The organism is Pseudomonas sp. NFX183 (assembly GCF_047943075.1).
In the GTDB taxonomy this organism is placed as follows: domain Bacteria; phylum Pseudomonadota; class Gammaproteobacteria; order Pseudomonadales; family Pseudomonadaceae; genus Aquipseudomonas.
Genome location: NZ_CP181333.1, coordinates 74964 through 100521, shown reverse-complemented (window position 1 = coordinate 100521; position 25558 = coordinate 74964). Strand labels below are relative to the sequence as shown.

24 protein-coding genes, 4 tRNA genes and 1 pseudogene are annotated in these 25558 nt (G+C 59.9%); 16 read left to right on the top strand and 13 right to left on the bottom strand.

Annotated elements, in window-relative coordinates:
- Positions 1-181: 181 nt before the first annotated feature.
- A complete protein-coding gene (locus ACM530_RS00520; RefSeq protein ID WP_416364046.1) occupies positions 182-808 on the bottom strand; it encodes an alanyl-tRNA editing protein in 627 nt (208 codons plus the stop codon).
- A gap of 89 nt (positions 809-897) precedes the next feature.
- Between ACM530_RS00520 and ACM530_RS00515 the strand changes: the two genes are divergently transcribed.
- Entirely contained in the window at positions 898-1830 is a 933-nt protein-coding gene (locus ACM530_RS00515) for a LysR family transcriptional regulator (RefSeq protein WP_416364045.1), read from the top strand.
- 129 nt (positions 1831-1959) lie between these two features.
- Here the strand turns inward: ACM530_RS00515 and ACM530_RS00510 are convergent, their stop codons facing one another.
- Complete coding sequence (locus ACM530_RS00510; RefSeq protein WP_010567536.1) at positions 1960-2367, bottom strand: PA2817 family protein; 408 nt, start codon at positions 2365-2367, stop codon at positions 1960-1962.
- Positions 2368-2442: 75 nt separating this feature from the next.
- The gene (locus ACM530_RS00505; RefSeq protein WP_416364044.1) at positions 2443-4890 is read right to left on the bottom strand and encodes an acyl-CoA dehydrogenase; all 2448 of its coding nucleotides are present in this window, start codon (positions 4888-4890) and stop codon (positions 2443-2445) included.
- A 191-nt stretch (positions 4891-5081) separates the two neighbouring features.
- Here ACM530_RS00505 and ACM530_RS00500 point away from each other — a divergent pair, with 191 nt between their 5' ends.
- From ACM530_RS00500 to ACM530_RS00485, 4 genes are all read left to right on the top strand, one after another.
- Complete coding sequence (locus ACM530_RS00500) at positions 5082-5741, top strand: transglutaminase-like domain-containing protein (protein ID WP_119735554.1); 660 nt, start codon at positions 5082-5084, stop codon at positions 5739-5741.
- Positions 5742-5797: 56 nt separating this feature from the next.
- Positions 5798-6415, top strand: coding sequence for a glutathione S-transferase (locus ACM530_RS00495; RefSeq protein WP_416364043.1), 618 nt, complete (start codon positions 5798-5800; stop codon positions 6413-6415).
- Positions 6416-6549: 134 nt separating this feature from the next.
- Entirely contained in the window at positions 6550-7482 is a 933-nt protein-coding gene (locus tag ACM530_RS00490; protein WP_145166060.1) for an ABC transporter ATP-binding protein, read from the top strand.
- Complete coding sequence (locus ACM530_RS00485) at positions 7479-8258, top strand: ABC transporter permease (RefSeq protein WP_058420148.1); 780 nt, start codon at positions 7479-7481, stop codon at positions 8256-8258. The genes ACM530_RS00490 and ACM530_RS00485 overlap by 4 nt, the downstream gene beginning before the upstream one ends.
- A 393-nt stretch (positions 8259-8651) precedes the next feature.
- On the opposite strand, the gene ACM530_RS00480 is transcribed toward ACM530_RS00485, so the two are convergent.
- Entirely contained in the window at positions 8652-9197 is a 546-nt protein-coding gene (locus ACM530_RS00480; protein ID WP_145166059.1) for a TetR/AcrR family transcriptional regulator, read from the bottom strand.
- Between the two features lie 91 nt (positions 9198-9288).
- On the opposite strand from ACM530_RS00480, the gene ACM530_RS00475 reads away from it, so the two are divergent.
- The 3 genes from ACM530_RS00475 to ACM530_RS00465 all read left to right on the top strand — a co-directional run bounded on the left by ACM530_RS00475 (position 9289) and on the right by ACM530_RS00465 (position 13695).
- The gene (locus ACM530_RS00475) at positions 9289-10476 is read left to right on the top strand and encodes an MFS transporter (protein WP_416364042.1); all 1188 of its coding nucleotides are present in this window, start codon (positions 9289-9291) and stop codon (positions 10474-10476) included.
- 114 nt (positions 10477-10590) lie between these two features.
- Positions 10591-11739, top strand: coding sequence for a TDT family transporter (locus ACM530_RS00470; RefSeq protein ID WP_416364041.1), 1149 nt, complete (start codon positions 10591-10593; stop codon positions 11737-11739).
- A gap of 81 nt (positions 11740-11820) precedes the next feature.
- The gene (locus ACM530_RS00465) at positions 11821-13695 is read left to right on the top strand and encodes an MFS transporter (RefSeq protein WP_416364040.1); all 1875 of its coding nucleotides are present in this window, start codon (positions 11821-11823) and stop codon (positions 13693-13695) included.
- Positions 13696-13812: 117 nt separating this feature from the next.
- Here the strand turns inward: ACM530_RS00465 and sugE are convergent, their stop codons facing one another.
- From sugE to rdgC, 3 genes are all read right to left on the bottom strand, one after another.
- Positions 13813-14127 carry a quaternary ammonium compound efflux SMR transporter SugE gene (sugE, locus tag ACM530_RS00460; protein ID WP_010166396.1) on the bottom strand — a complete coding sequence of 105 codons (315 nt, stop codon included), beginning with the start codon at positions 14125-14127 and terminating at the stop codon, positions 13813-13815.
- A 106-nt stretch (positions 14128-14233) separates the two neighbouring features.
- Positions 14234-15199, bottom strand: a complete 966-nt coding sequence (locus ACM530_RS00455; protein ID WP_145166055.1) for a bile acid:sodium symporter family protein — start codon at positions 15197-15199, stop codon at positions 14234-14236.
- 166 nt (positions 15200-15365) lie between these two features.
- Positions 15366-16286: a recombination-associated protein RdgC gene (rdgC, locus tag ACM530_RS00450; RefSeq protein ID WP_003172886.1), complete on the bottom strand. Its 921-nt coding sequence runs from the start codon at positions 16284-16286 to the stop codon at positions 15366-15368.
- Positions 16287-16445: 159 nt separating this feature from the next.
- Between rdgC and ACM530_RS00445 the strand changes: the two genes are divergently transcribed.
- Together ACM530_RS00445 and ACM530_RS00440 are read left to right on the top strand one after the other, a co-directional pair.
- Positions 16446-16521 (top strand) — tRNA-Val (locus ACM530_RS00445).
- A 19-nt stretch (positions 16522-16540) separates the two neighbouring features.
- Positions 16541-16617, top strand: a tRNA-Asp gene (locus ACM530_RS00440).
- Between the two features lie 155 nt (positions 16618-16772).
- Here ACM530_RS00440 and ACM530_RS00435 read toward each other — a convergent pair.
- Positions 16773-17093: pseudogene (locus ACM530_RS00435) on the bottom strand (TonB-dependent receptor domain-containing protein); the annotation flags it as partial.
- Between the two features lie 138 nt (positions 17094-17231).
- Between ACM530_RS00435 and ACM530_RS00430 the strand changes: the two are divergent.
- From ACM530_RS00430 to ACM530_RS00420, 3 genes are all read left to right on the top strand, one after another.
- A tRNA-Val gene (locus ACM530_RS00430) sits at positions 17232-17307 on the top strand.
- A gap of 20 nt (positions 17308-17327) precedes the next feature.
- Positions 17328-17404 (top strand) — tRNA-Asp (locus ACM530_RS00425).
- A 234-nt stretch (positions 17405-17638) separates the two neighbouring features.
- Positions 17639-17983, top strand: a complete 345-nt coding sequence (locus ACM530_RS00420; RefSeq protein WP_416364039.1) for an Arm DNA-binding domain-containing protein — start codon at positions 17639-17641, stop codon at positions 17981-17983.
- A 151-nt stretch (positions 17984-18134) separates the two neighbouring features.
- On the opposite strand, the gene ACM530_RS00415 is transcribed toward ACM530_RS00420, so the two are convergent.
- Entirely contained in the window at positions 18135-18644 is a 510-nt protein-coding gene (locus tag ACM530_RS00415; RefSeq protein ID WP_410017235.1) for an Lrp/AsnC family transcriptional regulator, read from the bottom strand.
- 201 nt (positions 18645-18845) lie between these two features.
- On the opposite strand from ACM530_RS00415, the gene ACM530_RS00410 reads away from it, so the two are divergent.
- From ACM530_RS00410 to ACM530_RS00400, 3 genes are all read left to right on the top strand, one after another.
- Positions 18846-19862, top strand: coding sequence for a 1-aminocyclopropane-1-carboxylate deaminase (locus ACM530_RS00410; protein WP_416364038.1), 1017 nt, complete (start codon positions 18846-18848; stop codon positions 19860-19862).
- Between the two features lie 137 nt (positions 19863-19999).
- Positions 20000-20464: a transketolase gene (locus ACM530_RS00405; RefSeq protein WP_242193628.1), complete on the top strand. Its 465-nt coding sequence runs from the start codon at positions 20000-20002 to the stop codon at positions 20462-20464.
- A gap of 47 nt (positions 20465-20511) precedes the next feature.
- A complete protein-coding gene (locus ACM530_RS00400) occupies positions 20512-20952 on the top strand; it encodes a hypothetical protein (protein ID WP_416364037.1) in 441 nt (146 codons plus the stop codon).
- Between the two features lie 28 nt (positions 20953-20980).
- Here the strand turns inward: ACM530_RS00400 and ACM530_RS00395 are convergent, their stop codons facing one another.
- Genes ACM530_RS00395 through ACM530_RS00380 form a run of 4 tightly spaced genes read right to left on the bottom strand, consistent with a single transcriptional unit; the run spans position 20981 to position 25555 of the window.
- The gene (locus ACM530_RS00395; RefSeq protein ID WP_416364036.1) at positions 20981-22135 is read right to left on the bottom strand and encodes a M20 family metallopeptidase; all 1155 of its coding nucleotides are present in this window, start codon (positions 22133-22135) and stop codon (positions 20981-20983) included.
- On the bottom strand, positions 22132-23556 hold the full coding sequence (locus tag ACM530_RS00390) for a M20 family metallopeptidase (protein WP_416364035.1): 1425 nt from the start codon (positions 23554-23556) through the stop codon (positions 22132-22134). The genes ACM530_RS00395 and ACM530_RS00390 overlap by 4 nt, the downstream gene beginning before the upstream one ends.
- Positions 23553-24542, bottom strand: a complete 990-nt coding sequence (locus ACM530_RS00385) for an ABC transporter ATP-binding protein (RefSeq protein WP_416364034.1) — start codon at positions 24540-24542, stop codon at positions 23553-23555. The genes ACM530_RS00390 and ACM530_RS00385 overlap by 4 nt, the downstream gene beginning before the upstream one ends.
- On the bottom strand, positions 24539-25555 hold the full coding sequence (locus ACM530_RS00380) for an ABC transporter ATP-binding protein (protein WP_145166156.1): 1017 nt from the start codon (positions 25553-25555) through the stop codon (positions 24539-24541). The genes ACM530_RS00385 and ACM530_RS00380 overlap by 4 nt, the downstream gene beginning before the upstream one ends.
- Positions 25556-25558: the final 3 nt, after the last annotated feature.

The following is a 25558-nucleotide window of genomic DNA, read 5'->3' as shown; positions in this document are numbered from 1 at the left end:
AGGTTGGGTGTGGCGAGCGGCTTGCTGTGGCGAGCGGGCTTGCCCCGCGTTGGGCTGCGAAGCAGCCCCCAAAGCCTGACAATTACCTCTTTCTGAAAAAATGCGGTGACTGTATTGGGGCCGCTTCGCGCCCCAACGCGGGGCAAGCCCGCTCGCCACAAGCGGCCCTGTCGCTGGAATTTTAGTCGAGGCTGTAACGCACCGACAGCGCGCCCTTTTTCTCCGACAGGGCCAGGATCGTGACGTGGCCCAGTTCGCTCAAGGCTTGCACATGGGTGCCGCCACACGCATAAGCGGGCAATTTGCCGAAGCCGACTTTGCGGGTGCCATCTTCCAGCGTCATCTGGCGCGCGTGGTCCTCGGCGATCCATTGGTTGATCTGCGTTTGAAACGCCTCGGCGTCAACGGCTTGCGCCGCTTGTCCACGGATAAAGGTGATTTTGCATTCGCCCGGCCAGTGATGGGCTTTGATCGGCATCCAGCCCAAGCTTTCCCCGGCATTGCCGATCAGATGCCCGGCCGAATGCAGGCGCGTGTACAAGGCGCGGCGCTGTTCATCGACCCGTGCGGTGATCGGGCCGGGCGCCACAGGGCGGTCAACATAGTGCACGACGCGATCGGCCTCCTGGGTGACGCGCACCACCTGGCTGTCGCCGAGCCAACCGGTGTCGAACGGTTGCCCGCCGCCCTGCGGGTGGAAGAGGGTTGACTGCAGCGTGACGGCAAACTGGTCCTCGTGCGGCGTACAGGCCAGCACTTCAAGCTCGGCGGTCAGGTGGTCATGGGTAAAAAACAGGCGCTCGGTCATCATCTACATCCGCATCAGGGTTCTACGGGCAGTATAAATAGTGCGTAGATAGGTGATAATCCGTTCAATTATCAATGGACCTGTGCGTCATGAGCATCAATCTTCCTCTGCCCCTGCTGGGTGAAATGGCGATTTTCGTCAAAGTCGTGGAAACCGGCAGCTTCTCTGAAGCCGCGCGGCAACTGAGCGTTTCACCCTCGGCGGTGAGCCGCAGTATTTCGCGCCTCGAACAGGCCCTGGCCACGCGGTTGCTGCAACGCACTACACGCAAATTGCGCCTGAGCGAGGGGGGCGAAGAGGTGTTCAAGCGTTGCCAGGAAATGGTCAACGCGGCGCGTTCGGTAATGGAAATCAGCGGCCAGTTTACCCATGAAGCCGAAGGGCTGGTGCGGGTCAGCGTGCCCAAGGCGGTCGGGCGATTCGTCGTGCATCCGCACATGCCGGAGTTCTTGCGCCGCTGTCCCAAAGTGAATGTGCAGCTGATTCTTGAAGACCGGCATGTGGACTTGATCGATGACAATGTCGACCTGAGTATCCGCATCACCGACAGCCCACCGCCCGGGTTGGTCGGCCGACAATTGTTGCCCATCGAACATTTGCTGTGCGCGACGCCGCAGTACCTGGCCGAGCACGGCACGCCGGGCCATCCGCATGATTTGCTCGAACACAGTTGCATTTACCTGGGCGAGACCCCGGGCGATTCGCGCTGGAAATTCCGCCAGGGCGGCAAAGCGGTGACGGTCGGCGTGCGCGGACGGTATGCGGCGAATCACACCGGGGTCCGGCTGGATGCGGTGTTGCAGCATGTGGGCATTGGCAGCTTGCCGTACTTCACTGCGCGGCATGCGTTGGAGGAGGGGCGTTTGGTGCAGGTGTTGCCGGCGTGGGATTTTATTGCCTCTTATCATGGCGAGGCGTGGTTGCTGCATTCGCCGACGCGGTATCTGCCGCCGAAGTTGCGGGTGTTTATCGATTATCTGGTCGAGTGTATGGCACGCGAACCGACACTGCGTCGAAGGTAGGGAACGCGGTTAAAAGGTGGGAGCGGGCTTGCTCGCGAATGCGGTGTGTCAGTCGCCAAACATGTTGACTGATCCGCCGTATTCGCGAGCAAGCCCGCTCCCACATTTAGTTCGGTTGTGGCCTGCAGATCAGTGCTTGCTCTGGTCTTGCGGCATGGCCAGCAGCTGCTTTTCCTGGTTCCAGTCGAACGGTTCGTCGTTCTGTTCGGCCTCGAAGCGACGCTCTTCCAGGGCTTGGTACAGGTCCAGTTCTTCATCCGGCATGAAGTGCAGGCAATCACCGCCAAAAAACCACAGCAGGTCGCGCGGCACCAGGTGGGCGATCTGCGGGTAGCGCAGGATGACTTGGCTCATCAGGTCCTGGCCCAGGTACTGGCTCTCGATCGGGTCGATTGGCAGCAGGGCGCGCAATTCGTCGAAGCGCTCCAGAAACAGGGTGTGGCTTTCCTCGGGCACCTGTTCGGCTTCGCCGACGGCAACCAGGATGCTGCGCAAGTGGTCGAGCAAGACGAGATGATCGGCAACGACGTTGGACACGAGATAAGTCCTCTAAAGCAAAAACGGGCGCGAGAGTATATAGCTCAAGCGCCCGTTTTTATATGACCGCTGGTATCAGCGGACTTTACCCTCAGCCTGGGTCAGCTCTTCCTTGCTGAAATCATCCACGTCGATCACCTTGCGCCGTGCAGCTTCGGCGTCGCGCAGGGTTTGCGCTTCGCCCGGTTGCAGCACGCCGGCGTGCAGGGCGGTGTCGATGGCGTGTTCGCCAGCGTTAGGTTTGACCTGACCGCTTTTGAGCGCCGCGTGGAGTTTTTTCTGCAGCGGGTGGCTGGCACCGAGCAGGTCGTAAGCGTGTTGCAGGGCGCCGACCGGGTCTTCTGCCGATTGCGGGCGGTAGCAGCCCGCCAGCAGCTCTTCGAGGGTCGGGTCGCCTTTGGCACGACCAATCACCGCGGCCACCTCGGCGTCCAGTGCATCGGAAGGCCCGGTGTGGCGGCGCCCGAACGGGAACACGATGACCCGCAGCAGGCAACCGAGCACCCTGTTAGGGAAGTTGCTCAGCAGCTCATCCAGCGCACGCTCCGACTCGCCAAGGCTTTCTTCCATGGCCCAGGCGAACAGCGGTTCCAGATGGTCCGGCGAATCCAGGTCGTGGTAACGCTTGAGCGCTGCCGACGCCAGGTACATGTGGCTCAGTACGTCGCCCAGGCGTGCCGACAGGCGTTCGCGACGTTTCAACTCGCCGCCCAGCAGCATCATGCTCAAGTCAGCGAGCAGGGCGAACGCAGCAGCCTGACGGTTCAGTGCGCGGAAGTAACCCTGGCTCAGGCGGTTGCCCGGCGCTTTCTCGAAGTGACCTACGCCCAGGTTCAGGACCAGCGTACTGGCGGCGTTGCTGACGGCGAAACCGATGTGTTGCATCAGCAGGCCGTCGAATTCCTTCAACGCCTGATCGCGGTCTTCGCGGCCGGCCAGGGCCATTTCCTTGAGCACGAACGGATGGCAGCGAATCGCGCCTTGGCCAAAGATCATCAGGTTGCGCGAAAGAATATTCGCGCCTTCCACGGTGATGAAGATCGGTGCGCCTTGCCAGTTACGGCCCAGGTAGTTGTTCGGGCCCATGATGATGCCCTTGCCGCCGTGCACGTCCATGGCGTGGCTGATGCATTCGCGGCCGCGCTCGGTGAGGTGGTACTTGAGAATGGCCGACAGCACCGAGGGTTTCTCCCCCAGGTCGACTGCATTGGCGGTAAGCATGCGTGCGCTGTCCATCAGCCAGGCGTTGCCGCCGATGCGCGCCAGGGCTTCCTGGATACCTTCGAACGCCGACAGCGGCACGTTGAACTGCTCACGCACCTGGGCATATTGGCCCGTTACCAGGCTGGTGAACTTGGCCGCACCGGTACCGACCGCAGGCAGGGAGATCGAACGGCCCACCGACAGGCAGTTCATCAGCATCATCCAGCCCTTGCCGAGCATTTCCTGGCCACCGATGAGGAATTCCAGGGGGATGAACACGTCTTTGCCGGAGTTGGGGCCGTTCATGAACGCAGCGCCCAGCGGCAAGTGACGACGGCCGATTTCGACGCCGGGGGTGTCGGTGGGGATCAGCGCCAGGCTGATGCCCAAGTCTTCTTTATCGCCCAGCAGGTGGTCCGGGTCATGTGCCTTGAACGCCAGCCCCAGCAGGGTCGCGACCGGGCCGAGGGTGATGTAGCGTTTTTCCCAGTTCAGGCGCAGGCCAAGGGTTTCCTTGCCTTCCCATTCACCTTTGCAGATCACGCCGGTGTCGGGCATGGCGCCGGCGTCGGAGCCGGCCAGTGGGCCCGTCAGCGCAAAGCATGGGATGTCATCGCCCCGCGCCAGGCGCGGCAGGTAGTGGTTGCGTTGCTCGTCGGTGCCGTAATGCAGCAGCAGCTCGGCCGGGCCGAGGGAGTTGGGCACCATCACGGTGGATGCCAGGTCGCCGCTGCGGGTGGCGAGTTTCATCGCGACCTGCGAGTGGGCATAGGCCGAGAAACCCTTGCCGCCGTATTCCTTGGGAATGATCAGGGCGAAGAAGCCGTGGGTCTTGATGTGCTCCCAGGCGGCGGGCGGCAGGTCCATGGCCTGGCCGATTTCCCAGTCGCTGACCATCGCGCAGAGTTCTTCGGTGGGACCGTCGATGAAGGCCTGTTCTTCTTCGGTCAGTTGCGCCTTGGGGTAGGCCAGCAACTTGTCCCAATCGGGGCGGCCGCTGAACAGTTCGCCATCCCACCACACGGTGCCGGCATCAATCGCGTCGCGCTCAGTCTCGGACATCGGCGGCAGGACTTTCTGGAACCAGCTGAACAGCGGCTTGGTGAAGTATTGACGACGCAGGTCGGGCAGCAGCAAGGGCAGGGCCACGGCGGCGATCAATACCCAGAAGATCAGCAGCAGCCAACCCGGTGCGTGGCTCCAGGCACCCATCGCCAGCAGGTAAACGGCGACCACGCCCAGGGCGGGCAGGGGCGCGGTGCGGCGGTGTGCCAAGTAGGCAATGCCGACCACCAGAACCAGTATCCACAACAACAGCATATTCAATCCTCCGTGAAACCAGGGGCGAAACCACCATGGAGCTTAGTCTGCATCCGAATAAGCGCGGTGATCAGGGTGTAACGAGTTGTACGCGAAGCACCGACCACCAGGCGCCGACATTTGGCCGAATCGTCGTTATCTCTGTGCCAGACCAGTCGTTAGACTCAAGGCTTCCTTCGGAGATAACGCGCATGGATACGTACCTGAGTCCCAGCCGCTTCATCGATAGTGACCACCCTGCGGTGGTGGAGTTCGCCGAAAAACATCGCGGCCCGAGCGCGGATTTACGTGACCAGGCAGTCAGTCTTTATTACGCCGTGCGTGAGGCGATTCGCTACAACCCTTACACCTTCAGCCGCGACCCAGGCACCTTGAGCGCCAGCTTTGCCCTCGCGGCCGGTGAGAGCTATTGCGTGCCCAAGGCCACCCTGCTGGCCGCCTGTGCCCGCCACTGCGGCATCCCGGCACGCATCGGCCTGGCGGACGTGCGCAATCACCTCTCGACACCGCGCCTGATCGCGCTGCTCAAAAGCGATGTGTTCGCCATGCACGGCTACACCGAGTTGTACCTGCGTGGCCGTTGGGTCAAGGCCACGCCGGCGTTCAACCAGCAGCTGTGCGAGGTGTTTGATGTACCGCCGCTGGAATTCGATGGGATCAACGACAGCGTGTTTCACGCCTTCAACCGCCAGGGCCGGCGCTCGATGGAGTACGTGCGGGACCACGGGCAGTTTTCCGACGTGCCGGAGGGGTTTTTCTTCGCGCATATTCAGCAGTGTTACCCGCACCTGTTTGCCGAGGACATGCCGACCCTGCTGGGGGACATGCAGAGCGATTTAAGCCGCGCCTGAACCGGCGTATGCTGCTGCGTTCATCAAGCCATGTTCATCAACGATAAGGCGCGGTCATGCTGAAAATCTGGGGTCGTAAAAATTCATCAAACGTCAGGAAAGCACTGTGGTGCGCCGAGGAACTCGGCCTGGACTATGAAGCAATTGATGCGGGCGGGGCATTTGGTGTGGTCGATACACCGCAATACCGCGCGCTGAACCCCAATGGCCGGGTGCCGATGATCGAAGATGGCGACTTTGTGCTGTGGGAGTCCAACACCGTCGTGCGTTATCTCTGCGCCAGGCAGGCGTCGAGCTGGTACCCAAGCGACCTGCAAGCCCGGGCCAATGCCGAGAAGTGGATGGACTGGACCACCTCGACCCTCGCCGAACCGTTCAAGGCGGTGTTCTGGGGCATCCTGCGCACCCCGCCGGAAAAACAGAACTGGGACAGCATCAATGCCGGGCGCCAGGCCTGTATCGACGCATTGAGCACCGTGGATAAAGCCCTGGCAGAGCAGCCTTACCTGTCGGGCAACGAAATTGGCATGGGCGATATCCCGCTCGGCAGCTTTATTTATGCCTGGTTCGAAATGCCCATCGAACGGCCTTCGATGCCCCATCTAGAGGCCTGGTATCACCGTCTGCAGCAACGGCCGGCGTACCGTAAAGCGGTGATGACCGCGTTGACTTAATACCCACTATTAATACGGGTGACTGTACTTGTGCGGCGCGGGCAAGCACCATGCCTGTCATGCGCCGCCGTTGAACTACCTGGGCTGCGCCCTCATCTACTGTTTCTATTCCCTTCTTTGGTGCGTATTCCGATATGAGTTCCGCTCTGTCCATCCGGCAGCTAACCAAAACCTACGGCAACGGTTTCCAGGCCCTGAGTGGTATCGATCTGGATGTTGCTGAAGGTGACTTCTTCGCTTTGCTTGGCCCTAACGGCGCCGGCAAATCCACCACCATCGGTATCCTCTCCACCTTGGTCAACAAGACCAGCGGCACGGTGAATATCTTTGGTCATGACCTGGACAAATCCCCGGCGGCGCTCAAGCGTTCCATCGGCGTAGTGCCCCAGGAATTCAACTTCAACCAGTTCGAAAAGACGTTCGACATCGTCGTGACCCAGGCTGGCTATTACGGCATCCCGGCGAAAGTCGCCAAGGAGCGCGCCGAGCAGTACCTGACCCAGCTGGGCCTGTGGGACAAGCGCGACGTGCCTTCGCGTTCGCTGTCCGGCGGCATGAAGCGCCGCCTGATGATCGCCCGTGCGCTGGTGCACGAACCGCGCCTGCTGATCCTCGACGAGCCCACCGCAGGTGTGGACATTGAGTTGCGTCGCTCGATGTGGACCTTCCTCACCGAGCTGAACGAGAAGGGCATCACCATCATCCTCACCACCCATTACCTGGAAGAGGCTGAGCAGCTGTGCCGCAACATCGGCATCATCGACCACGGCACCATTGTCGAGAACACCAGCATGCGTAACCTGCTGGGCCAGCTGCATGTGGAAACCTTCCTGCTCGACCTGAAAAACAACCTGTCGGTGGCGCCACAGCTGCTTGGCTACCCAAGCCGACTGGTCGATGGTCATACCCTGGAAGTCCAGGTGGACAAAGCCATGGGCATCACGGCGTTGTTCACCCAATTGGCCGCGCAGAACATCGAAGTGCTGAGCCTGCGTAATAAAACCAATCGCCTTGAGGAGTTGTTCGTGTCCCTGGTGGAGAAAAATCTGGCGAAGGTGGCGGTATGAGTTCCGAACTGCAACCCAACCTTGTCGCGCTGCAGACCATCGTTTACCGCGAAGTGAAGCGCTTTACCCGGATCTGGCCGCAGACGCTGCTGCCGCCGGCGATCACCATGGTCCTGTACTTCGTGATCTTCGGTAACCTGATTGGCCGCCAGATCGGCGACATGGGTGGCTTCACTTACATGGAGTACATCGTGCCGGGCCTGATCATGATGTCGGTGATCACCAACTCCTACGGCAACGTGGTCTCCAGCTTTTTCGGCAGCAAATTCCAGCGTTCCATCGAAGAACTGATGGTGTCGCCGGTGTCGCCACACACCATCCTGATCGGCTACACCCTGGGCGGTGTGCTGCGTGGCTTGATGGTGGGCGTGATCGTGACCTTGCTGTCGCTGTTCTTCACTCACCTGCAAGTGCATCACCTGGGCGTCACCATTTTGGTGGTGGTGCTGACGGCGACGATCTTTTCGCTGCTGGGCTTTATCAACGCGGTGTTCGCGCGCAATTTCGATGATATTTCGATCATCCCGACCTTCGTGCTGACGCCACTGACCTACCTGGGCGGGGTGTTCTACTCCATCACTTTGCTGCCGCCGTTTTGGCAGACCGTGTCGCTGGCCAACCCGGTGTTGCACATGGTCAATGCCTTCCGCTACGGCATCCTGGGCGTGTCGGATATCAAGATCAGCGTGGCGATCACCTTCATGCTGGTGGCCACCGTGGTGCTGTATGTCGGCTGCGCGCGGTTGCTGGTGAGCGGGCGCGGGATGCGTACGTAAGCAGTCAGTTGGAATAAAAAAAGGCCTCTTTATGAGGCCTTTTTTATGGAGTGCACGAAAACCGTGTGGGGGCTGGCTTGCCTGCGTTCGGCCAGCGTGGTTGACGGGGCCTGTCAGATCAAGATCAAAAGCAGAGCACGGCGGCCTGAAAGCCGACCTGAGTGGTAGAAGCAAAAGCAGGGCAAAAGCACAGCAACACATTTCTATCTGAAGTACAGAGATCCAAATGTGGGAGCGGGCTTGCCCGCGAAAGCGGTGTGTCAGCTACACATGAGTTGACTGATCCACCGCCTTCGCGAGCAAGCCCGCTCCCACAAGTTGATCGAGTTTAGCTCTCAAGATCTGGTGGTCTGTCAGACTGCCAAGCGCTGCTTTTCTGCAGGCGCTGGGCCCTTAGCCTTTCAGTGCCAGCTCGATCAGTTCATGCAGTTCTTCAACCGGCAGCGGCGCACTGGCAAACAGGCTGCGGTACACCGTGGGCGCGGCGATCAGGTTGAGCAACCGGTCCAGGCTCGGCAGTACGTCGTGGGTGCTCTGGTAGCGGTCGAGAATGACCTGCATCTGGCCCATCAGGATGTTGCTGCAGTAGTCCCGGGGATGGCTGCACTGCACGTCGCGCATCATGTTGCGCCCAAGCTCGGAACTCATTTCGTCCAGGTATTGCTCGCCCCACGCACGCAAATCGCCGCGCAGGCTGCCGGTGTTGGCGGGTTCACTGTCTGGGCGCAGGCGTTCCAGCGCCACGTCGGCGAGCAGCGCAGACAAGTCGCCCCAGCGGCGGTAGATGGTCGACGGCGTGACGCCCGCGCGCGCAGCGATCATCGGCACGGTAACGCTGGAACGCTCATGGGCTTCCAGCAATTCGCGCGCGGCGTTATGCACTGATTCTTGAACCCGGGCACTGCGGCCCCCCGGGCGAAGGCCTTCTTTAATCGCCATGCGTAAAACCTTAACACAAAGAATTTGCTTTAAGCGCTTGCGAGTAGCACACTCTGCAAAAGCAAAATATTAGCTTTAGCGGAGTGTGCACATGTCTAGCGTCATTTCTCAACGTTCCAGCCTGGCGTTCCTGGTCATCACGATGTTGACCTTCCTGGCTGCGTCCAGCGCGCCGACGCCGTTGTATCAGGTGTATCAGGACAACCTGCATTTCTCCGCAGCAATGCTGACGGTGATCTTCGGGGTGTATGCCGTGAGCTTGCTGGCGGCGCTGTTGACCGTCGGTTCGCTGTCGGACCACGTGGGGCGCAAGCCGGTGATTTTCGCCGCGCTGTTGCTGAATATTGTGTCGATGCTGCTGTTTATCAATGCTGACAGCACCGCCTACCTGATTGCCGCCCGGGCGCTGCAAGGTTTCGCCACAGGCACGGCAACTGCAGTGTTGGCGGCAACGCTGTTGGACACCGACCGCCTGCGCGGGCCGATGCTCAATAGCCTCGCGCCGCTGTTGGGCATGGCCTGCGGTGCCTTGGGCAGTGGCCTGCTGGTGGAATACGCGCCACGCCCGACCCAATTGATCTACTTCACGCTGCTGGGCCTGATGGTGCTGCAGGCGCTTTATGTGTGGCGCTTGCCGGAAACCGTCAGCCGCCTACCGGGTGCCTTGAGGTCGCTGGCGCCCACCCTGCATGTCCCCGCGCAGGCGCGTCGGGCCTTGTGGCTGGCGATGCCGCTGAATGTGGCGGTGTGGGCGCTGGGCGGGTTCTTTTCATCCCTGGCGCCTTCGCTGGTGCGGGCGGCGACCGGTTCGACCTCGCATTTGATTGGCGGCGGCCTGGTTGCAGTCGTGACCTTGAGCGGTGCGGTGATGATTTACAGCCTGCGCGAGCACCCGGCAGACAAGGTCATGCGTCTCTCCGCGGTCCTGCTGGCGGTGGGCGTGGCGTTGTTGCTGGTTGCGGTGCAGAGCGCCAGCCTGTGGCTGTTCTTTGTTGCGAGTGTGATTGCAGGCTTTGGCTTCGGCGGCGGGTTCATGGGCAGTGTGCGCAGTATCGTCAGCCTGGCGTTACCCCATGAGCGGGCCGGGCTGATGTCGGCTTTTTATGTGCTGAGCTACCTGGCGTTCTGCGTGCCGGCCCTGCTGGCGGGCAACCTGAGCCGCGTGTTTGGCCTGATCGCCACCACCGATGGTTATGGCGCAGTGCTCATCGTATTGGCGCTCGGCGCGCTGGCAGGCTTGCTGATCCAGGGGGCGGCGCAAGCCAAGGCAACGGTTTAGCTCGAGTGTCTATATTGGCAAAGTAGATAACAGATAGAGATATTACCCGTTATATAGATATTCAATCCGGTTCTATGATGGTCTCAACCTCATGCGAGGAAGAGGATTGCCATCATGACCTGCTCAACTGCCATTACCTACAAACCCTTCAGTCACCTGGCCCGTCCACGGGAAGTGATTCGCCAGTTCACGCCCAACTGGTTTGCCGCCACCATGGGCACCGGCGTGCTGGCCCTTGCGCTGGCCCAAGTGCCGACCCGCTTGCCCGGCTTGCACACCATTGCCGAAGGGCTGTGGATGTTCACCGTCGGCCTGTTCGTGCTGTTCAGCGTGTTGTACGCGGCCCGCTGGCTGATGTTTTTCCACGAGGCGCGGCGGATTTTCGGGCACTCCACCGTCTCGATGTTCTTTGGCACCATCCCCATGGGCCTGGCGACGATTATCAATGGCTTGCTGCTGTTTGGGCTGCCGCGATGGGGCGCCGATGTGGTGCCGTTGGCCGAAGCCTTATGGTGGCTGGACGTGGCGATGGCCCTGGCCTGCGGCGTGCTGATCCCATTCATGATGTTCACGCGTCAGGAGCACAGCATCGATCAGATGACCGCCGTGTGGCTGTTGCCGGTGGTCGCCGCTGAAGTCGCTGCCGCCAGCGGTGGCCTGCTGGCGCCGCACCTGGCCGACGCTCACTCGCAACTGGTGATGCTGGTGACCAGCTATGTGCTGTGGGCGTTTTCCCTGCCGGCAGCCTTCAGCATCCTGACCATCCTGATGCTGCGCATGGCCTTGCACAAACTGCCTCACGCCAACATGGCCGCGTCCAGCTGGCTGGCCCTCGGCCCTATCGGCACCGGTGCATTGGGCATGTTGTTGCTGGGCGGCGACGCACCGGCGATCTTCGCGGCCAACGGTTTGCCAGGCGCAGGGGAGATGGCCAACGGCCTCGGCCTGGTGGCCGGCATTACCCTGTGGGGCTTTGGCCTGTGGTGGATGCTGATCGCCGTGTTGATCACCCTGCGTTACCTGCGCGCCGGCATTCCGTTCAACCTGGGCTGGTGGGGTTTTACCTTCCCGCTGGGGGTTTATGCCTTGGCCACACTGAAGCTTGCGAGCCTGCTGCACCTGGGGTTCTTCAGTGTGTTCGGGTGCGTGCTGGTGGTGGCGTTGGCGCTGATGTGGCTGATCGTTGCCACGCGCACTGTGCAGGGCGCCTACAAAGGTGAGCTTTTTGTATCGCCATGCATTGCAGGACTAGGGAATAAGTAAGCGGGATTAGGTAAAGTCGTGGCCTGTCTTTTTATAAAAAACCGGCAATCAAGCCTACCAGGCCACGCAGGAACACGGACGATGAGCCACCCCTCACAATTTACCTTGCTGCGCACACGGCGTTTCCTGCCGTTTTTCATCACCCAGTTGCTGGGCGCCTTCAACGACAACATCTTCAAGCAATCGCTGATCCTGGCCATTCTCTACAAGCTCACCATCGACGGTGACCGCTCGATCTGGGTCAATCTGTGCGCGTTGTTGTTTATCCTGCCGTTCTTCCTGTTCTCGGCGTTGGCCGGGCAATTCGGCGAGAAATTCAACAAGGACGCGTTGATCCGCGCGATCAAGATCGGTGAGATCGTGATCATGAGCGTCGGCGCCACCGGTTTCCTGTTCAATCACCTGGAGCTGATGCTGCTGGCGCTGTTTGCCATGGGCACGCATTCGGCGCTGTTCGGGCCGGTGAAGTATTCGATCATGCCCCAGGCCCTGCAGGACGATGAATTGGTGGGCGGTAACGGTCTGGTGGAAATGGGCACGTTTCTGGCGATCCTGGCCGGCACCATTGGCGCCGGGATCATGATGTCTTCGACCCATTACGCACCGATCGTGGCCGTGGCAATTATCGGTGTGGCAGTGCTGGGTTACTTGGCCAGCCGCAGCATTCCGCGCGCGGCGGCGTCTACCCCAGGGCTGCGCCTGAATTGGAACATATTCAGCGAATCGTGGGCCACCTTGCGCCTGGGCCTGGGGCAGACCCCGGCGGTGTCACGTTCGATTGTCGGCAACTCGTGGTTCTGGTTTGTCGGCGCGATCTACCTGACGCAAATCCCGGCCTACGCCAAGGAGTGGTTGTACGGCGACGAAACTGTGGTGACCTTGATCCTCACGGTGTTCTCGGTCGGTATCGCTCTGGGCTCGATGCTCTGTGAAAAGCTCTCCGGGCGTAAGGTGGAAATCGGCCTGGTGCCCTTTGGCTCATTTGGCCTGACAGTGTTCGGGCTGCTGCTGTGGTGGCACTCCGGCGGCTTCCCACAGAGTGCTCAGGAACATGACTGGCTCGGCGTACTCGGCTACGGCCAGGCCTGGTGGGTGTTGTTCGATATCCTCGGCCTGGGCGTGTTCGGCGGCTTCTATATCGTGCCGCTGTATGCGCTGATCCAGTCGCGCACCGCCGAAAACGAGCGTGCACGGGTGATCGCGGCCAACAACATTCTCAATGCGCTGTTCATGGTGGTGTCGGCCATCGTGTCGATCCTGCTGTTGAGCGTGGCCAAGCTGTCGATTCCCGAGTTGTTTCTGGTGGTGTCGCTGCTCAATATCGCGGTCAACACCTACATCTTCAGAATCGTCCCCGAGTTCACCATGCGTTTCATGATCTGGCTGCTCAGCCATTCCATGTACCGCGTGGAGCACCGCAACCTCGAGCTGATTCCGGATGAGGGCGCGGCGTTGCTGGTGTGCAACCACGTGTCGTTTGTCGATGCGCTGTTGATCGGCGGTGCAGTGCGTCGGCCGATTCGCTTTGTCATGTACTACAAGATCTACCGTTTGCCGGTGCTCAATTTTATCTTCCGCACTGCGGGGGCGATTCCGATTGCCGGGCGTCACGAGGATATCCATATCTACGAAAAGGCCTTCGCGCGGATTGCCCACTACCTGAAGGAAGGCGAGTTGGTGTGCATTTTTCCGGAAGGCAAGCTCACCGGGGACGGTGAGATGAATGAGTTCCGCGGGGGCGTGACGCGCATTCTGGAAGAGACGCCGGTGCCGGTGATTCCCATGGCGTTGCAGGGCTTGTGGGGGAGTTTTTTCAGTCGCGATCCGAACAAGGGGTTCTTTCACCGGATCTGGTCGCGGGTGGTGCTGGTGGCGGGTGAGCCGGTGACGGTCGAGGCCGCGACGCCTGCGCAGTTGCAGGAGCGGGTGGGGGTGTTGCGCGGGACTGTCAGGTAGTTTTTTACTGACTGTTCGGGCCTCTTCGCGAGCAAGCCCGCTCCCACAGTTGACCGAGTTGTTCAAGCGAACGCGGTTTAATGTGGGGGCTGGCTTGCCTGCGATAGCGACAGTGAATTAGGCGCTAATCTTAAGGCCAATCAGCCCGCAGATAATCAACGCCACACTGGCCAACCGGAACAACGCCATGGACTCGCCAAACAGGATGATCCCGGCGATCACCGTGCCCACCGCGCCGACACCGGTCCAGATGGCATAGGCGGTGCCCAGCGGCAGTTCTTTCATGGCAAGGCCCAGCAGGCCGAGGCTGATGGCCATGGCGGCAATCGTCAGGGCGGTGGGCAATGGCTTGCTGAAACCATCGGTGTACTTCAAGCCGACTGCCCAGCCCACTTCAAACAGCCCGGCAAAAAACAGGATGATCCAGGACATGATGACCTCTCTTCTAAAAGTGGGGTCGTCCCCTGGAATAGCGCTCGACAGCGTCGCGGGGTCGTCCCCGCGAAGCTCGGTAGAGTGCCGAATATCGATCTGGTGATCAAGTTTGCGGCGTGTTTTCCAGTACACGGCGGTCTTCCTTTTCGCTCATGCGGCGGAAGTAGGTCGACAGCAACGCCCCGGAAATATTGTGCCAGACGCTGAACAGCGCACTGGGTACCGCCGCCAATGGCGAAAAATGCGCACTGGCCAACGCGGCGCCCAGCCCGGAGTTCTGCATGCCGACTTCCAGTGCCAGCGACTTGCGCTGGGCCAGTGGCAGTTTGAATAACCGGCCGGTGAAGTAACCCAGCAAGTAGCCGAAGCTGTTGTGCAGCATCACCACGGCCATGATCAACAGGCCTGATTCAGCGATCTTGGCCTGACTCGCCGCCACCACGGCCGCAACGATGATCACGATGCTCACCACCGACACCAATGGCAGCACGTCCACCGCATGGCGCACGCGCTCGCCGAGCACACGTTGCGCGACCACGCCGAGCACGATCGGCAGCAGCACCACTTGCAGGATCGACCAGAACAATTCCATGAATGACACTGGCAGCCAGGCCGACGCCAGCAGCCAGATCAGCGCCGGCGTCAGCAGTGGGGCGAGAAGGGTTGTAACGGCGGCAATCGCCACCGACAACGCCAGGTCACCACGGGCCAGCCAGGTCATCACGTTGGACGAGGTGCCGCTTGGGCAGCACCCGACGAGGATCACGCCGACGGCAATTTCCGCCGGCAGGTGGAAGGCCTGGCACAGCAACCACGCCACGCCCGGCATGATCACAAAGTGCGCGACCACGCCCAGGGCCACGCGCCACGGATGGCGGGCAACCTCGGCGAAATCTTCAAGTTTCAAGGTCAGCCCCATGCCAAACATCACCAGGCCCAGCAGCGGCACAATGGCGCCTTTCAGGCCAATGAACCAGCCGGGCTCGAGGAAGGCGAGCACCGCGAAAATCAACACCCAGTAGGCGAAGGTATTGCCGACGAAGCGGCTCAAGGCGGCGAGTGCGCGCATGGGGATGTCCTTGTTATTAGAGTGTTCGGGAGAGCAGCGCGATCAAATGTGGGAGCTGGCTTGCCTGGGATGCAGGCACCTCGGTTTGTCAGTAACACCCAGGTGATGCTATCGCAGGCGAGCCAGCTCCCACATTGACCGTGCCCGTATAAGGCCTGTGTTGCGTTTAGATGCCTTGTGGGGTTTCTTCGCCGCCCAGCGCTTCAACCAATGCCGGCAGAAATTCGCCGAACGTCAGCATCATCAGGGTAAAGCTGGCGTCCAGTTGGCCCAGGGCTTCGTCGCCGCCGTCCTGTTCGGCCTGGTCTTGCAGCAGGTCTTCGAACTTCAGGCGCTTGACGGTCATCTTGTCGTCGAGCATGAAGGACAACTTGTCCTGCCAGGCCAGTGACAGTTGGGTCACGACTTTGCCGGTGGTCAAGTGCAGCTGGATTTCTTCACCGGTCAGGTCCTGGCGCTTGCAGCGCACAATGCCGCCGTCTTCATGGGTGTCGCGCAGTTCGCATTCGTCAAGGACGAAGAAGTCATCGGCCGGTTTCTGCGTGGTGACCCAATCGGTCATGATCGCGGTTGGCGCGGTTTTTACCGTGAGTGGGCGAACCGGCAGGGTGCCGATCACTTCACGCAGGGTCGACAGCAGGTCTTCGGCGCGCTTGGGGCTTGCCGAGTTGACCAGGATCAGGCCCTGTTTCGGCGCAATGGCGGCGAAGGTCGACGAGCGACGGATAAAGGCGCGCGGCAGGAAGGCCTGGATGATTTCATCCTTGATCTGGTCGCGTTCTTTTTTATAGACCTTGCGCATTTGCTCGGCCTCGATCTCTTCGACTTTCTCTTTGAGTGCGTCACGCACCACGCTACCCGGCAGGATACGTTCTTCCTTGCGCGCGGCGATCAGCAGGAAGTCACCGCTGACGTGAACCAGGGGAGCGTCTTCACCTTTACCAAAAGGGGCGACGAAACCGTAAGTGGTCAACTCCTGGCTTGCACAAGGGCGCGCCAGTTTGGTGGCCATGGCCGCTTCCAACGCCTCGGCATCAACAGGCAGATCTTGGGTCAGGCGATAGATAAGCAGGTTCTTGAACCACATGGGGTGAGTCTCTCCTTTATACAAAGGGGGGCATTATTCTCTTGATAGCGCTCGAGGCCAACCCTGCCTAAGCCATTGGAAGGGCTGAAAAAAAAGATTTAAGAAAGTGCTTGCCAGACCTAGGGTCGCTCCGTAGAATGCGCGCCACACCGAAACGAAGGGTGATTAGCTCAGCTGGGAGAGCATCTGCCTTACAAGCAGAGGGTCGGCGGTTCGATCCCGTCATCACCCACCATTCGCTTCATGTGTTACGCGCAGCGGTAGTTCAGTCGGTTAGAATACCGGCCTGTCACGCCGGGGGTCGCGGGTTCGAGTCCCGTCCGCTGCGCCATATTCGGTAACCTGGAACGCTGAACGCCAGGTCACCACAGAAAGCCCGCTCATTGAGCGGGCTTTTTGCTGTCTGGGGTGTGCGAAACCTCAAAAAACGCCGCCGATCATTTCCGATGATCGGCGGCGTTTTTTATTGGCCGGTTAGAAATCACAGCGCACGCCACCGCCGACGGTTAACTTGTCCAGGTTGGCCTTGAGTTTGTAGGTGGAGATTTTTGCGTCCTGGTCATCACGCACGATCTTGTGGGTATAGCCGGCCTGCAGCTGCCAGCCCGGCGCCAGTTCGCCAGTTATTTCCAGCTCATAACCCTTGGTCACCGCCTTGGTGCCTTTGAAGGCATAGTGGGTCGGGGTCGGCGTCTGGGTGTTGTAATCGTCGTCGGACACCGAGCGATTGTTTTCGTGGATTTCGAAATAGGCCGCGCTGGCGCTCAGGCGTCCGTCGAAGAAATCTGCCTTGGGGCCTAACTCGCAATACACTTGAGTTTGCGGGCTAGAAGCCCGGTTTTCCGGGGGCGTGCGCTGCGCTTGAGAAAATATTTCAAATAAAGTGCATTTAAATCAAGACATTGCGAATTTTTGGTGTATGATGCCGCCCACACCGAAAGTGAAGGGTGATTAGCTCAGCTGGGAGAGCATCTGCCTTACAAGCAGAGGGTCGGCGGTTCGATCCCGTCATCACCCACCATTCGCTTCAAAGTGTTACGCGCAGCGGTAGTTCAGTCGGTTAGAATACCGGCCTGTCACGCCGGGGGTCGCGGGTTCGAGTCCCGTCCGCTGCGCCATATTTGCTTCCACTAAGGCCCATTGAACGCCTGGAAGCCACGGAAATAGCGGCCTTGAGCCGCTTTTTTTTGTTTTCTGAATTCCACTGGAATCCATCCCCAGCCACGGTTTTTAAGTACACATTTAAGTACACCGCTGGCACAGCCTTTTACGATGCCTTGCGCATCAATTTTCGTATTGGTCCGTCTACCGCTGAGTTGTATTCCCCTCCTTGATGCAAAAGGAGGTGTCTGATGGCGCTGACAGATACAGCGATCAAGCAAGCCAAGCCTGCCAGCAAGCCTTATACGTTAACCGATGGGGATGGCTTATCTATGCAAGTGCCACCGACAGGTTCGAAGCGCTGGCATTTCCGTTTCTATTGGCATGACAAGCAATGGCGTATTTCCCTCGGCATCTATCCAGGCGTCAGTCTCAAGGAGGCTCGCCAGCGGAGGGAGGCGGCAAGTGCGCTGGTGGCCAACAATATCGATCCCCGCTCCATCGTCGCGCCGAGCGGCAGAAAGCCTCTCACGCCGCCAACAACACGTTTGAAGCGGTTGCCTATCGCTGGCATGAGTTCCGAAGTAAAAAGTTGACGAAAAGTAAGGCTTCTTTATGTGTCTTCTTTGGCCGAGGGTCGACAGCTGACCTGCTATTGGATGCGGACATCACGTCGCTCTTTGATGGGCGCTGATATTTCTGGGACACCGGATTGCTGACCGACGGGTGCTCGGGCTAATTTGAACCTCAAAGGGGGATATGGGTTGTCGACAAGACCTGGCGCAACCCCATGAACGAGCGAATCTGGCGAACCCCGGGCAGGTAAAGCAATTGCTCCGCATGGAGCCGGTTGAAACTGTTGCTGTCCTTGGTGCGCAGCAACATGAAGTAGTCGAACTCCCCTGTCACCACATGGCACTCCATGCAGCCGGACACTTTTTGTGCCGCCGCCTCGAATGCAGCGAAGGATTCCGGTGTGGAGCGGTCCAGTACCACGCCGATCAAGACCACCATCCCCGCATCCAGCGCTTCATTGTCCAGCAGGGCGACGATGCCCTTGATCAGGCCGGCCTGTTTGAGCCGTTCGACGCGCCTGAGGCAAGCCGGTGCACTCAATTTCACCTTCTCTGCAAGCGCCACGTTGGAGATGGAAGCATCTCGCTGCAGGGTCTTGAGAATGGCGCGGTCGGTTCGATCCAGCGGCTGCGGCAACGCGACTGTTTTGCCCTGCTTCACTTGAGTATTTGTTGCGTTCATATGGATTTATACGCAATTAAAGTATGTTTAATGTTTCCTGTGGAAAATTATGTTTCTTTATCTAATAGAAATTTGCAACACATATTTTTCGAACTCTTCTTAATATTGAACTCATCGAAGCCCCTCTGAAAGAGCCTGGAACGCAGCCTCTTTTGCCTTTCGGTCTGGCGCTTTGATACTCAATAAACAAGGAGCAGAGTCATGAACCTGAATCGTTTTAAACGTTATCCGCTGACCTTCGGTCCTTCTCCCATCACGGCCTTGAAACGCCTCAGCGAACACCTGGGCGGCAAGGTCGAGTTGTATGCCAAACGCGAAGACTGCAACAGTGGCCTGGCCTTTGGCGGCAACAAGACGCGCAAGCTCGAATACCTGATTCCCGAAGCACTCGAACAGGGCTGCGACACCCTGGTGTCCATCGGCGGGATACAGTCGAACCAGACCCGTCAGGTCGCCGCCGTCGCTGCCCATCTGGGCATGAAGTGTGTGCTGGTCCAGGAAAACTGGGTGAACTACTCCGATGCGGTGTATGACCGCGTCGGCAATATCGAGATGTCGCGCATCATGGGTGCGGATGTACGGCTGGACGCCGCCGGGTTCGACATTGGCATCCGGCCCAGTTGGGAGAAGGCCATGAACGATGTGGTGGAGCGGGGCGGCAAACCCTTTCCGATCCCTGCGGGGTGTTCCGAACATCCCTACGGCGGCCTTGGGTTTGTCGGCTTTGCCGAGGAGGTACGGGAGCAGGAAAAACAACTGGGGTTCAAGTTCGACTACATCGTGGTCTGCTCCGTGACCGGCAGTACCCAGGCCGGTATGGTCGTCGGTTTCGCCGCGGACGGCCGTTCGAAGAACGTTATCGGCATTGATGCCTCGGCCAAGCCAGAGAAAACCAAGGCACAGATCCTGCGTATCGCCCGGCACACCGCAGAACTGGTGGAATTGGGCCGCGAGATCACCGAAGAGGATGTGGTGCTCGACACACGCTTCGCCTATCCGGAATACGGTTTGCCTAACGACGGTACGCTGGAAGCCATTCGCCTGTGCGGGAGCCTGGAAGGTGTGCTGACCGATCCGGTGTACGAGGGCAAATCCATGCACGGGATGATTGAAATGGTCCGCCGTGGCGAGTTCCCCGAAGGTTCGAAAGTGCTTTACGCGCACCTGGGTGGGGCGCCTGCGCTGAATGCCTATAGCTTCCTGTTCCGCAACGGCTGATTAACGCCAATCACCTGTAGGAGCGAGCTTGTTCACGGAGCGGTGGGTCAGTCGGCATCAATATTGAATGTCACGACCTCATCGTCAGATCGCCGTCCGGAGCAAGTGGCTCCTACCAAACCGCCGGGAGTACCGCCATGCATGCGATATCGCAATCTGCAGTCTGGATCAAGCAACCTTCGGCGGATGCCGGAGTGGTCATCGTTACCAGCGCCGCGTTGCCCCAATACATGATCGACAAGCTGCACGTGGCGATAGATGACTGGGACCAGGTGGCTTATCTAGCCATCAAGCAATCCGAGGCGTTGAGGGTCGACTGGTTACGGGCGGGGTCTAGCCCGGAGAACTCTGCCGGGGGCGATGCGTGTTTCGTCAGCCAACTGTTGTGCTCCGTCTCCCACGGAAGCTTTTTACTGGATGTCGAAGTTGGCATGGTGTCTGGCCTGACCTGGCTGGGATCCGTCTGCGGCCACCCGCTGCGCGTCGTCGAACTTGGAAAAATAGCCTCATCCACGGCGGCGATGGATCAACAGGTTGAAGAGGTGTTATCGGCGGCCCGCAGCCTGGCGAAAAGCCTGCTGCAGGCGCGGGGCGTGATTTAACCAATGCCCTCGTCAACCCGCCTGTTGCAACAAGAAAGGCAACGCATATGAGCCAAGCTGCCGATTGCCGTAGCCACGCAATGAAGTGGGTGCGCGAGCCTTCAAATTGCACACGTATCGTGGTCATCGTGTGCGGACTTGATAGCGACCATATTGATTTGATCCATCAGGGTTTCAGCTGTTTTGACAATGTTGCGCTGATCCATGTCGATACGGTGAACACCGCGCCTGGCAAACGCGTCGAAGTGCGAGTGGCCAAGAGTGACTACTGCTTTGTGGTACTCGGTGAACTTGATGAGCGTTTATTGCACGACCTTTCCATTGGTCAGTCATGCATCTACCCGATAGCACCCGACGAGGCGGCTGAACGTTCCGTCATTGCGGCAGTAGAACAGGTTAAAAGCCTCGCCCGAGTGAACCATTCGCGCCACCTTGAAGTGATACCCGACACCAGCAGAAGTTGCCTACGGGCCTGTCTGATACCTTGACCCCGGCGATTCGTAGAGACCCATTACCTCAAACGCTGTCGCCGACAGCCAGAATGGTCGCCACCAACGCCAGGGCGCGAGGCACCAGCGTGTCCAGTTCCAGGTATTCACGATCAGTGTGGACCTTGCCACCCACTGGGCCCAGGCCACACAGGGTTGGAATGCCCAGGCTGGCGGTGAATCCGGAGTCGGCGCAACCGCCGGTGAACTCGCCTTCGACGCTGAAACCCAGCGCCAGCGCTTTTTGCTGGTAGATGTGCAGCAGGCGTTCGCTGTGATGTGCTTCCATCGGTAGAAAGGTTGTCGCTTCCTTGAGGACGGCGCTGGTACCGATCAGTTCTTCTTCTGCGACGATGTCCTGGATTGCGGTGAATATCTGGTCCCAGTGCTTGAGTTCGATGAAGCGCACGTCCAGCCGGGCGCAGGCGCCAGGCGCGACGGTGTTGCTGGAGGTGCCACCGGATATCAGGCCTACGTTCGTGGTGATGCCTGCCGGGTAATCGGTCAAGGCATGGAGCTTGACGATCTTGCGCGCCAGGGCCTCGATCGCGCTGGCTCCGTCGGCATGGTTGACCCCCGCATGCGCCGCGCGGCCGCTGACTTCGATGATCAGCGTGGCACCGCCCTTGCGTGCGCTGACCACGTTACCGCTGGCCCGGCCGGGCTCGGTATTGAGCACGGCGCGGGCGGCCCGGGCGGCCTTTTCGATATGGGTTCTGGCGCTGCCGGAGCCTATTTCCTCGTCACCGGTGTACAGAACCTGCACCGGGTAGGGCAACCGACCGGCGCGCTTGAGTGCCTTGAGGGCGAAGCAATTGAGCACCAGGCCACCTTTCATATCGGCGACACCGGGGCCATAGGCGAAATGGGTGTCGCGGCTGTAGCCGCGAGTCGTGGTGGTACCTTTGGGGAAAACCGTGTCGCGATGGCCCAGCAGCAACACCGGCTTTCCAGATTCGCCTGGCACTTCGGCGAGCATCACGTCGCCAAAACCATCGACCGGTATGCGCTTGAGCAGGATGCCGTCGGCTTCCAGTTCCGCCGCGAGCAGCGCGCCCACAGCGTCGACGCCCGCCTTGTCATAGCTGTTGGAGTCGGTGTCGACGATGCGCTGCAGCAGCGTTTCCATGGCTTGGCGCTGGTCAGCCAGCCAGTCCAGCGCCTGTTGCGCAGAGGCGCTCATTGCGCCCGCTCCCGTAACTGATGTTCCTGGGTCAGGCGTGCCGCGTCGTTGCCCAGGTCCCAGAACAGCCCGGCCATGATTTGCAGGCTTTCCTTGACCACCGGTGCCAGCAAGTGCTCGTTCGGCGCATGTTGCGAGCATGCAGGGTACGAGTGCGGCACCCACAATGTTGGCAGGCCGAGCACGTCCGCGAACACGTCGTTGGGCAGCGAGCCGCCGAGGTTTGGCAGCAGCGCAGGCTTTTTGCCGGTGGTCTGTGCCAGGGAGCTGAGCGCCCAACTGACCCACGGGCTTTGCGGATCCAGCCGAGTGGCATGCATCACATCGATGCGGCTTTGCTTGACCTCGACATTGCTGAAACCATGAGCATCCAGGTGGGCACGTACAGCCGGGATAAAGGTCGTGTAGTCGCTGTTCACCACGAAGCGGATATGGCAGTGGGCGTTGGCCTTGCCAGGGATCGCATGCACAGGTGCGTCCGGGTTGCCGGTCTTGAAGGCGATGACGTCGAGGGTGTTCCAGCCGAACACCTTTTCGCTCAGCGAGAGCTGCGGGTTACCCCAGTTGGCGTCGATTTCCGGATCGCCCGGTCCGCCACCGACGTCAATATCGGCCAGTGCCTGTCGAACCGGCTCCGGCAGTGTCTCGGGCATCAGGCCCGCAACTTTCACCCGACCGTGTTCATCGACCATGCTCGCGATGGCATTGGCCAGAATAATGCCGGGGTTGGCCAGCAACCCGCCCCAGTTGCCGGAGTGATGAGCGCCTTCGCGCAAATTGACCACCAGCTCGAAGTTGAATACACCGCGTGAGCCGAGAAAAATCGTCGGGCGTGATGCCGCAAGACGCGGGCCGTCCGAGGCGATGAAAACATCCGCAGCGAGCTCTTTACTGTGTGCGGCACAGAACGCATTCAAGCCCGGCGAGCCTTCTTCTTCGCCCATTTCCAACAGCAGCTTGACATTGAAACCCAGCTTGCCGTCGCGAGCCTTGAGCGTTTGCTCCAGCGCGGTCAGGTTGATCAGGTGCTGGCCTTTGTTATCCGCCGTGCCGCGGCCGTACCAGCGATCGCCTTCGACCGTGACTTGCCACGGCGACAAGCCTTCACGCCATTGCGCTTCATAGCCGCGCACCACATCACCGTGGCCGTAGCTGAGCACGGTCGGCAGTTCTGGATCTTCAATGCGTGTGGCGATCAGGAAGGGGCCGCGTTCTGCCACCGGGTTGTTATAGACCGTGACGCTGAAGCCCATCGCCTCGACATGCGGGGTGATGAAGTCATTGAGGTAGCGATACAGCTCGGGCTGGCTATCCGCTGCCTGGCTTTCGGTGTGCAAGGCGACGCTACGTTCGAGCAGATTAAAAAAATCGCCGTTGTCGAATTGCTCTGTGGTGTTGCTGATGGCCAGTGAACGACTCATGAGTGGATAAGCTCCAGTGTTTGGGCAGAATTGTCGTGAAGGTGGCAACGCACGTTGCCGCCGATAAGCGGACCATTGGCCGGATAGGCCGTTGTGCAGGGGGCGAAGCAGCTCGGGCAGCGCGGATGAAAGGCGCAACCGGACGGCGGTGACATGGGGTTGGGGAAGGTGCCGTGCAGGCCGATTTCAGGAATGCCCAGGCGCGGATCGGGCGTGAGCACCGAATCCAGCAAGGCGCGGGTATAAGGGTGGCCGGGGTTGGCGAACAACGATTCGCGAGTGCGTTCTTCGACGATGCGCCCCAGATACATCACTGCGACCCGGTCTGCGAGGTGTTCGATGACCGCCAGGTTATGGCTGATCAGCAGATAGGTCAGGCCGAATTCGCGCTTGAGGTCCTGCAGCAGATTGAGGATCTGCGCCTGCACCGACACATCCAGCGCTGATGTGGGCTCGTCGCAGATCAATACATCAGGGCGCATGATCAGCGCCCGTGCAATCGCCACCCGCTGGCGTTGCCCGCCAGACAGCTGGCTCGGGTAGCTGTCGATCACCCGCTTGGGCAGGCCGACCACATCAAGCATCTCTTCGGTCTTCTTGCGTCGCTCGGCGGTGCTGCCGATGTCATGCACGATCAGCGGCAGGGTGACGATTTCGCGCAGGGTCTTGCGTGGGTTCAGCGAGGAGTACGGGTCCTGGAAAATCGGCTGGATATGCCGGGACATTTCCTTGCGATCAGTCGCCGCCAGATGTTTGCCATTGACCAGCACATTGCCGCTGGTAGGCGGCAACAGACCGAGCAGCATCTTGGCCAGGGTACTTTTGCCGCAACCGGACTCGCCCACCAGACCCAGGGTCTCGCCACGCATCAGGCGCAGGGAAACGCCGTCCACGGCCTTCAGGGTGGCGGCGGGTTTGAAAAAGCCCTTGTTGATCCGAAACTCGCGGCGGATGTCACACAGCTCTAAAGCGATGTCTTTTTTCATGACCTTGCACGCTCCTGAAGGCGAATCGGTGCCGGGTTCGGTGCGGCGAGCAGGCAGCGCGCCATGTGTCCGTCCTGTTCGACTTCGGGGATGTTTTGCGCGCAGTCCGGTGTCGCCTGGCTGCAACGATTGCGGAACGCACAACCTTGCTGTTCGCCTACCAGACTCGGCACAAGGCCCGGAATCGAACCCAGCGCCTCACCCGGTTTAGTCCGGCCAGGGATTGGAATACTCGCCAGCAGACCGCGGGTGTAAGGATGCTGCGGGTTCTCGAACAGTTGCAGGGCAGGGGCGGTTTCGACGATTTCCCCGGCATACATCACTGCGACCCGATCGGCGATCCGTGCCACCAACCCAAGGTCGTGGGTGATAAAGATCACCGCCAGGCCGAGTTCTTTCTGAATGTCGCGAATCAAGCGCAGGATCTGCGCTTGAATAGTCACATCCAGTGCCGTGGTTGGCTCATCTGCGATGATCAGGTCCGGTTCGCACATCAACGCCATGGCGATGATTACCCGCTGGCGCAAACCGCCAGACAATTGATGCGGATACTGACGCAAGCGCTCGGTCGCATTGCTGATACCGACTTTCTCCAGCATCTGCGCGGCGCGAGCCAGGGCATCCTTGCGCGACACCTTGCGATGCTGAGTCAGTACTTCGCTGAGCTGATCGCCAATGCTGTAGGCGGGGTTCAGCGAGGTCATCGGTTCCTGGAAAATCATCGCCAGACGGTTGCCGCGCAGGTCGCACATGCGCCGCTCGCTCTGGTTTAGCATGTCGATACCGTCCAGCGTCAGCCGTGACGCGGTGCGTTTGGCCTTGCGTGGCAACAGGTCCATCAGCGCCAGTGAGGTCAGGGATTTGCCGCAGCCGGATTCGCCGACGATGCACAGCATTTCACCGCGCTCGACTTCAAAATTCAGACCGCGCACGGCATGCAGCATGTCATCCGGTGTCGGGCTGTTGCCCATTGGAATGTCCACGCGCAGGTTTTCCACATGGAGTAGTGCCATGTT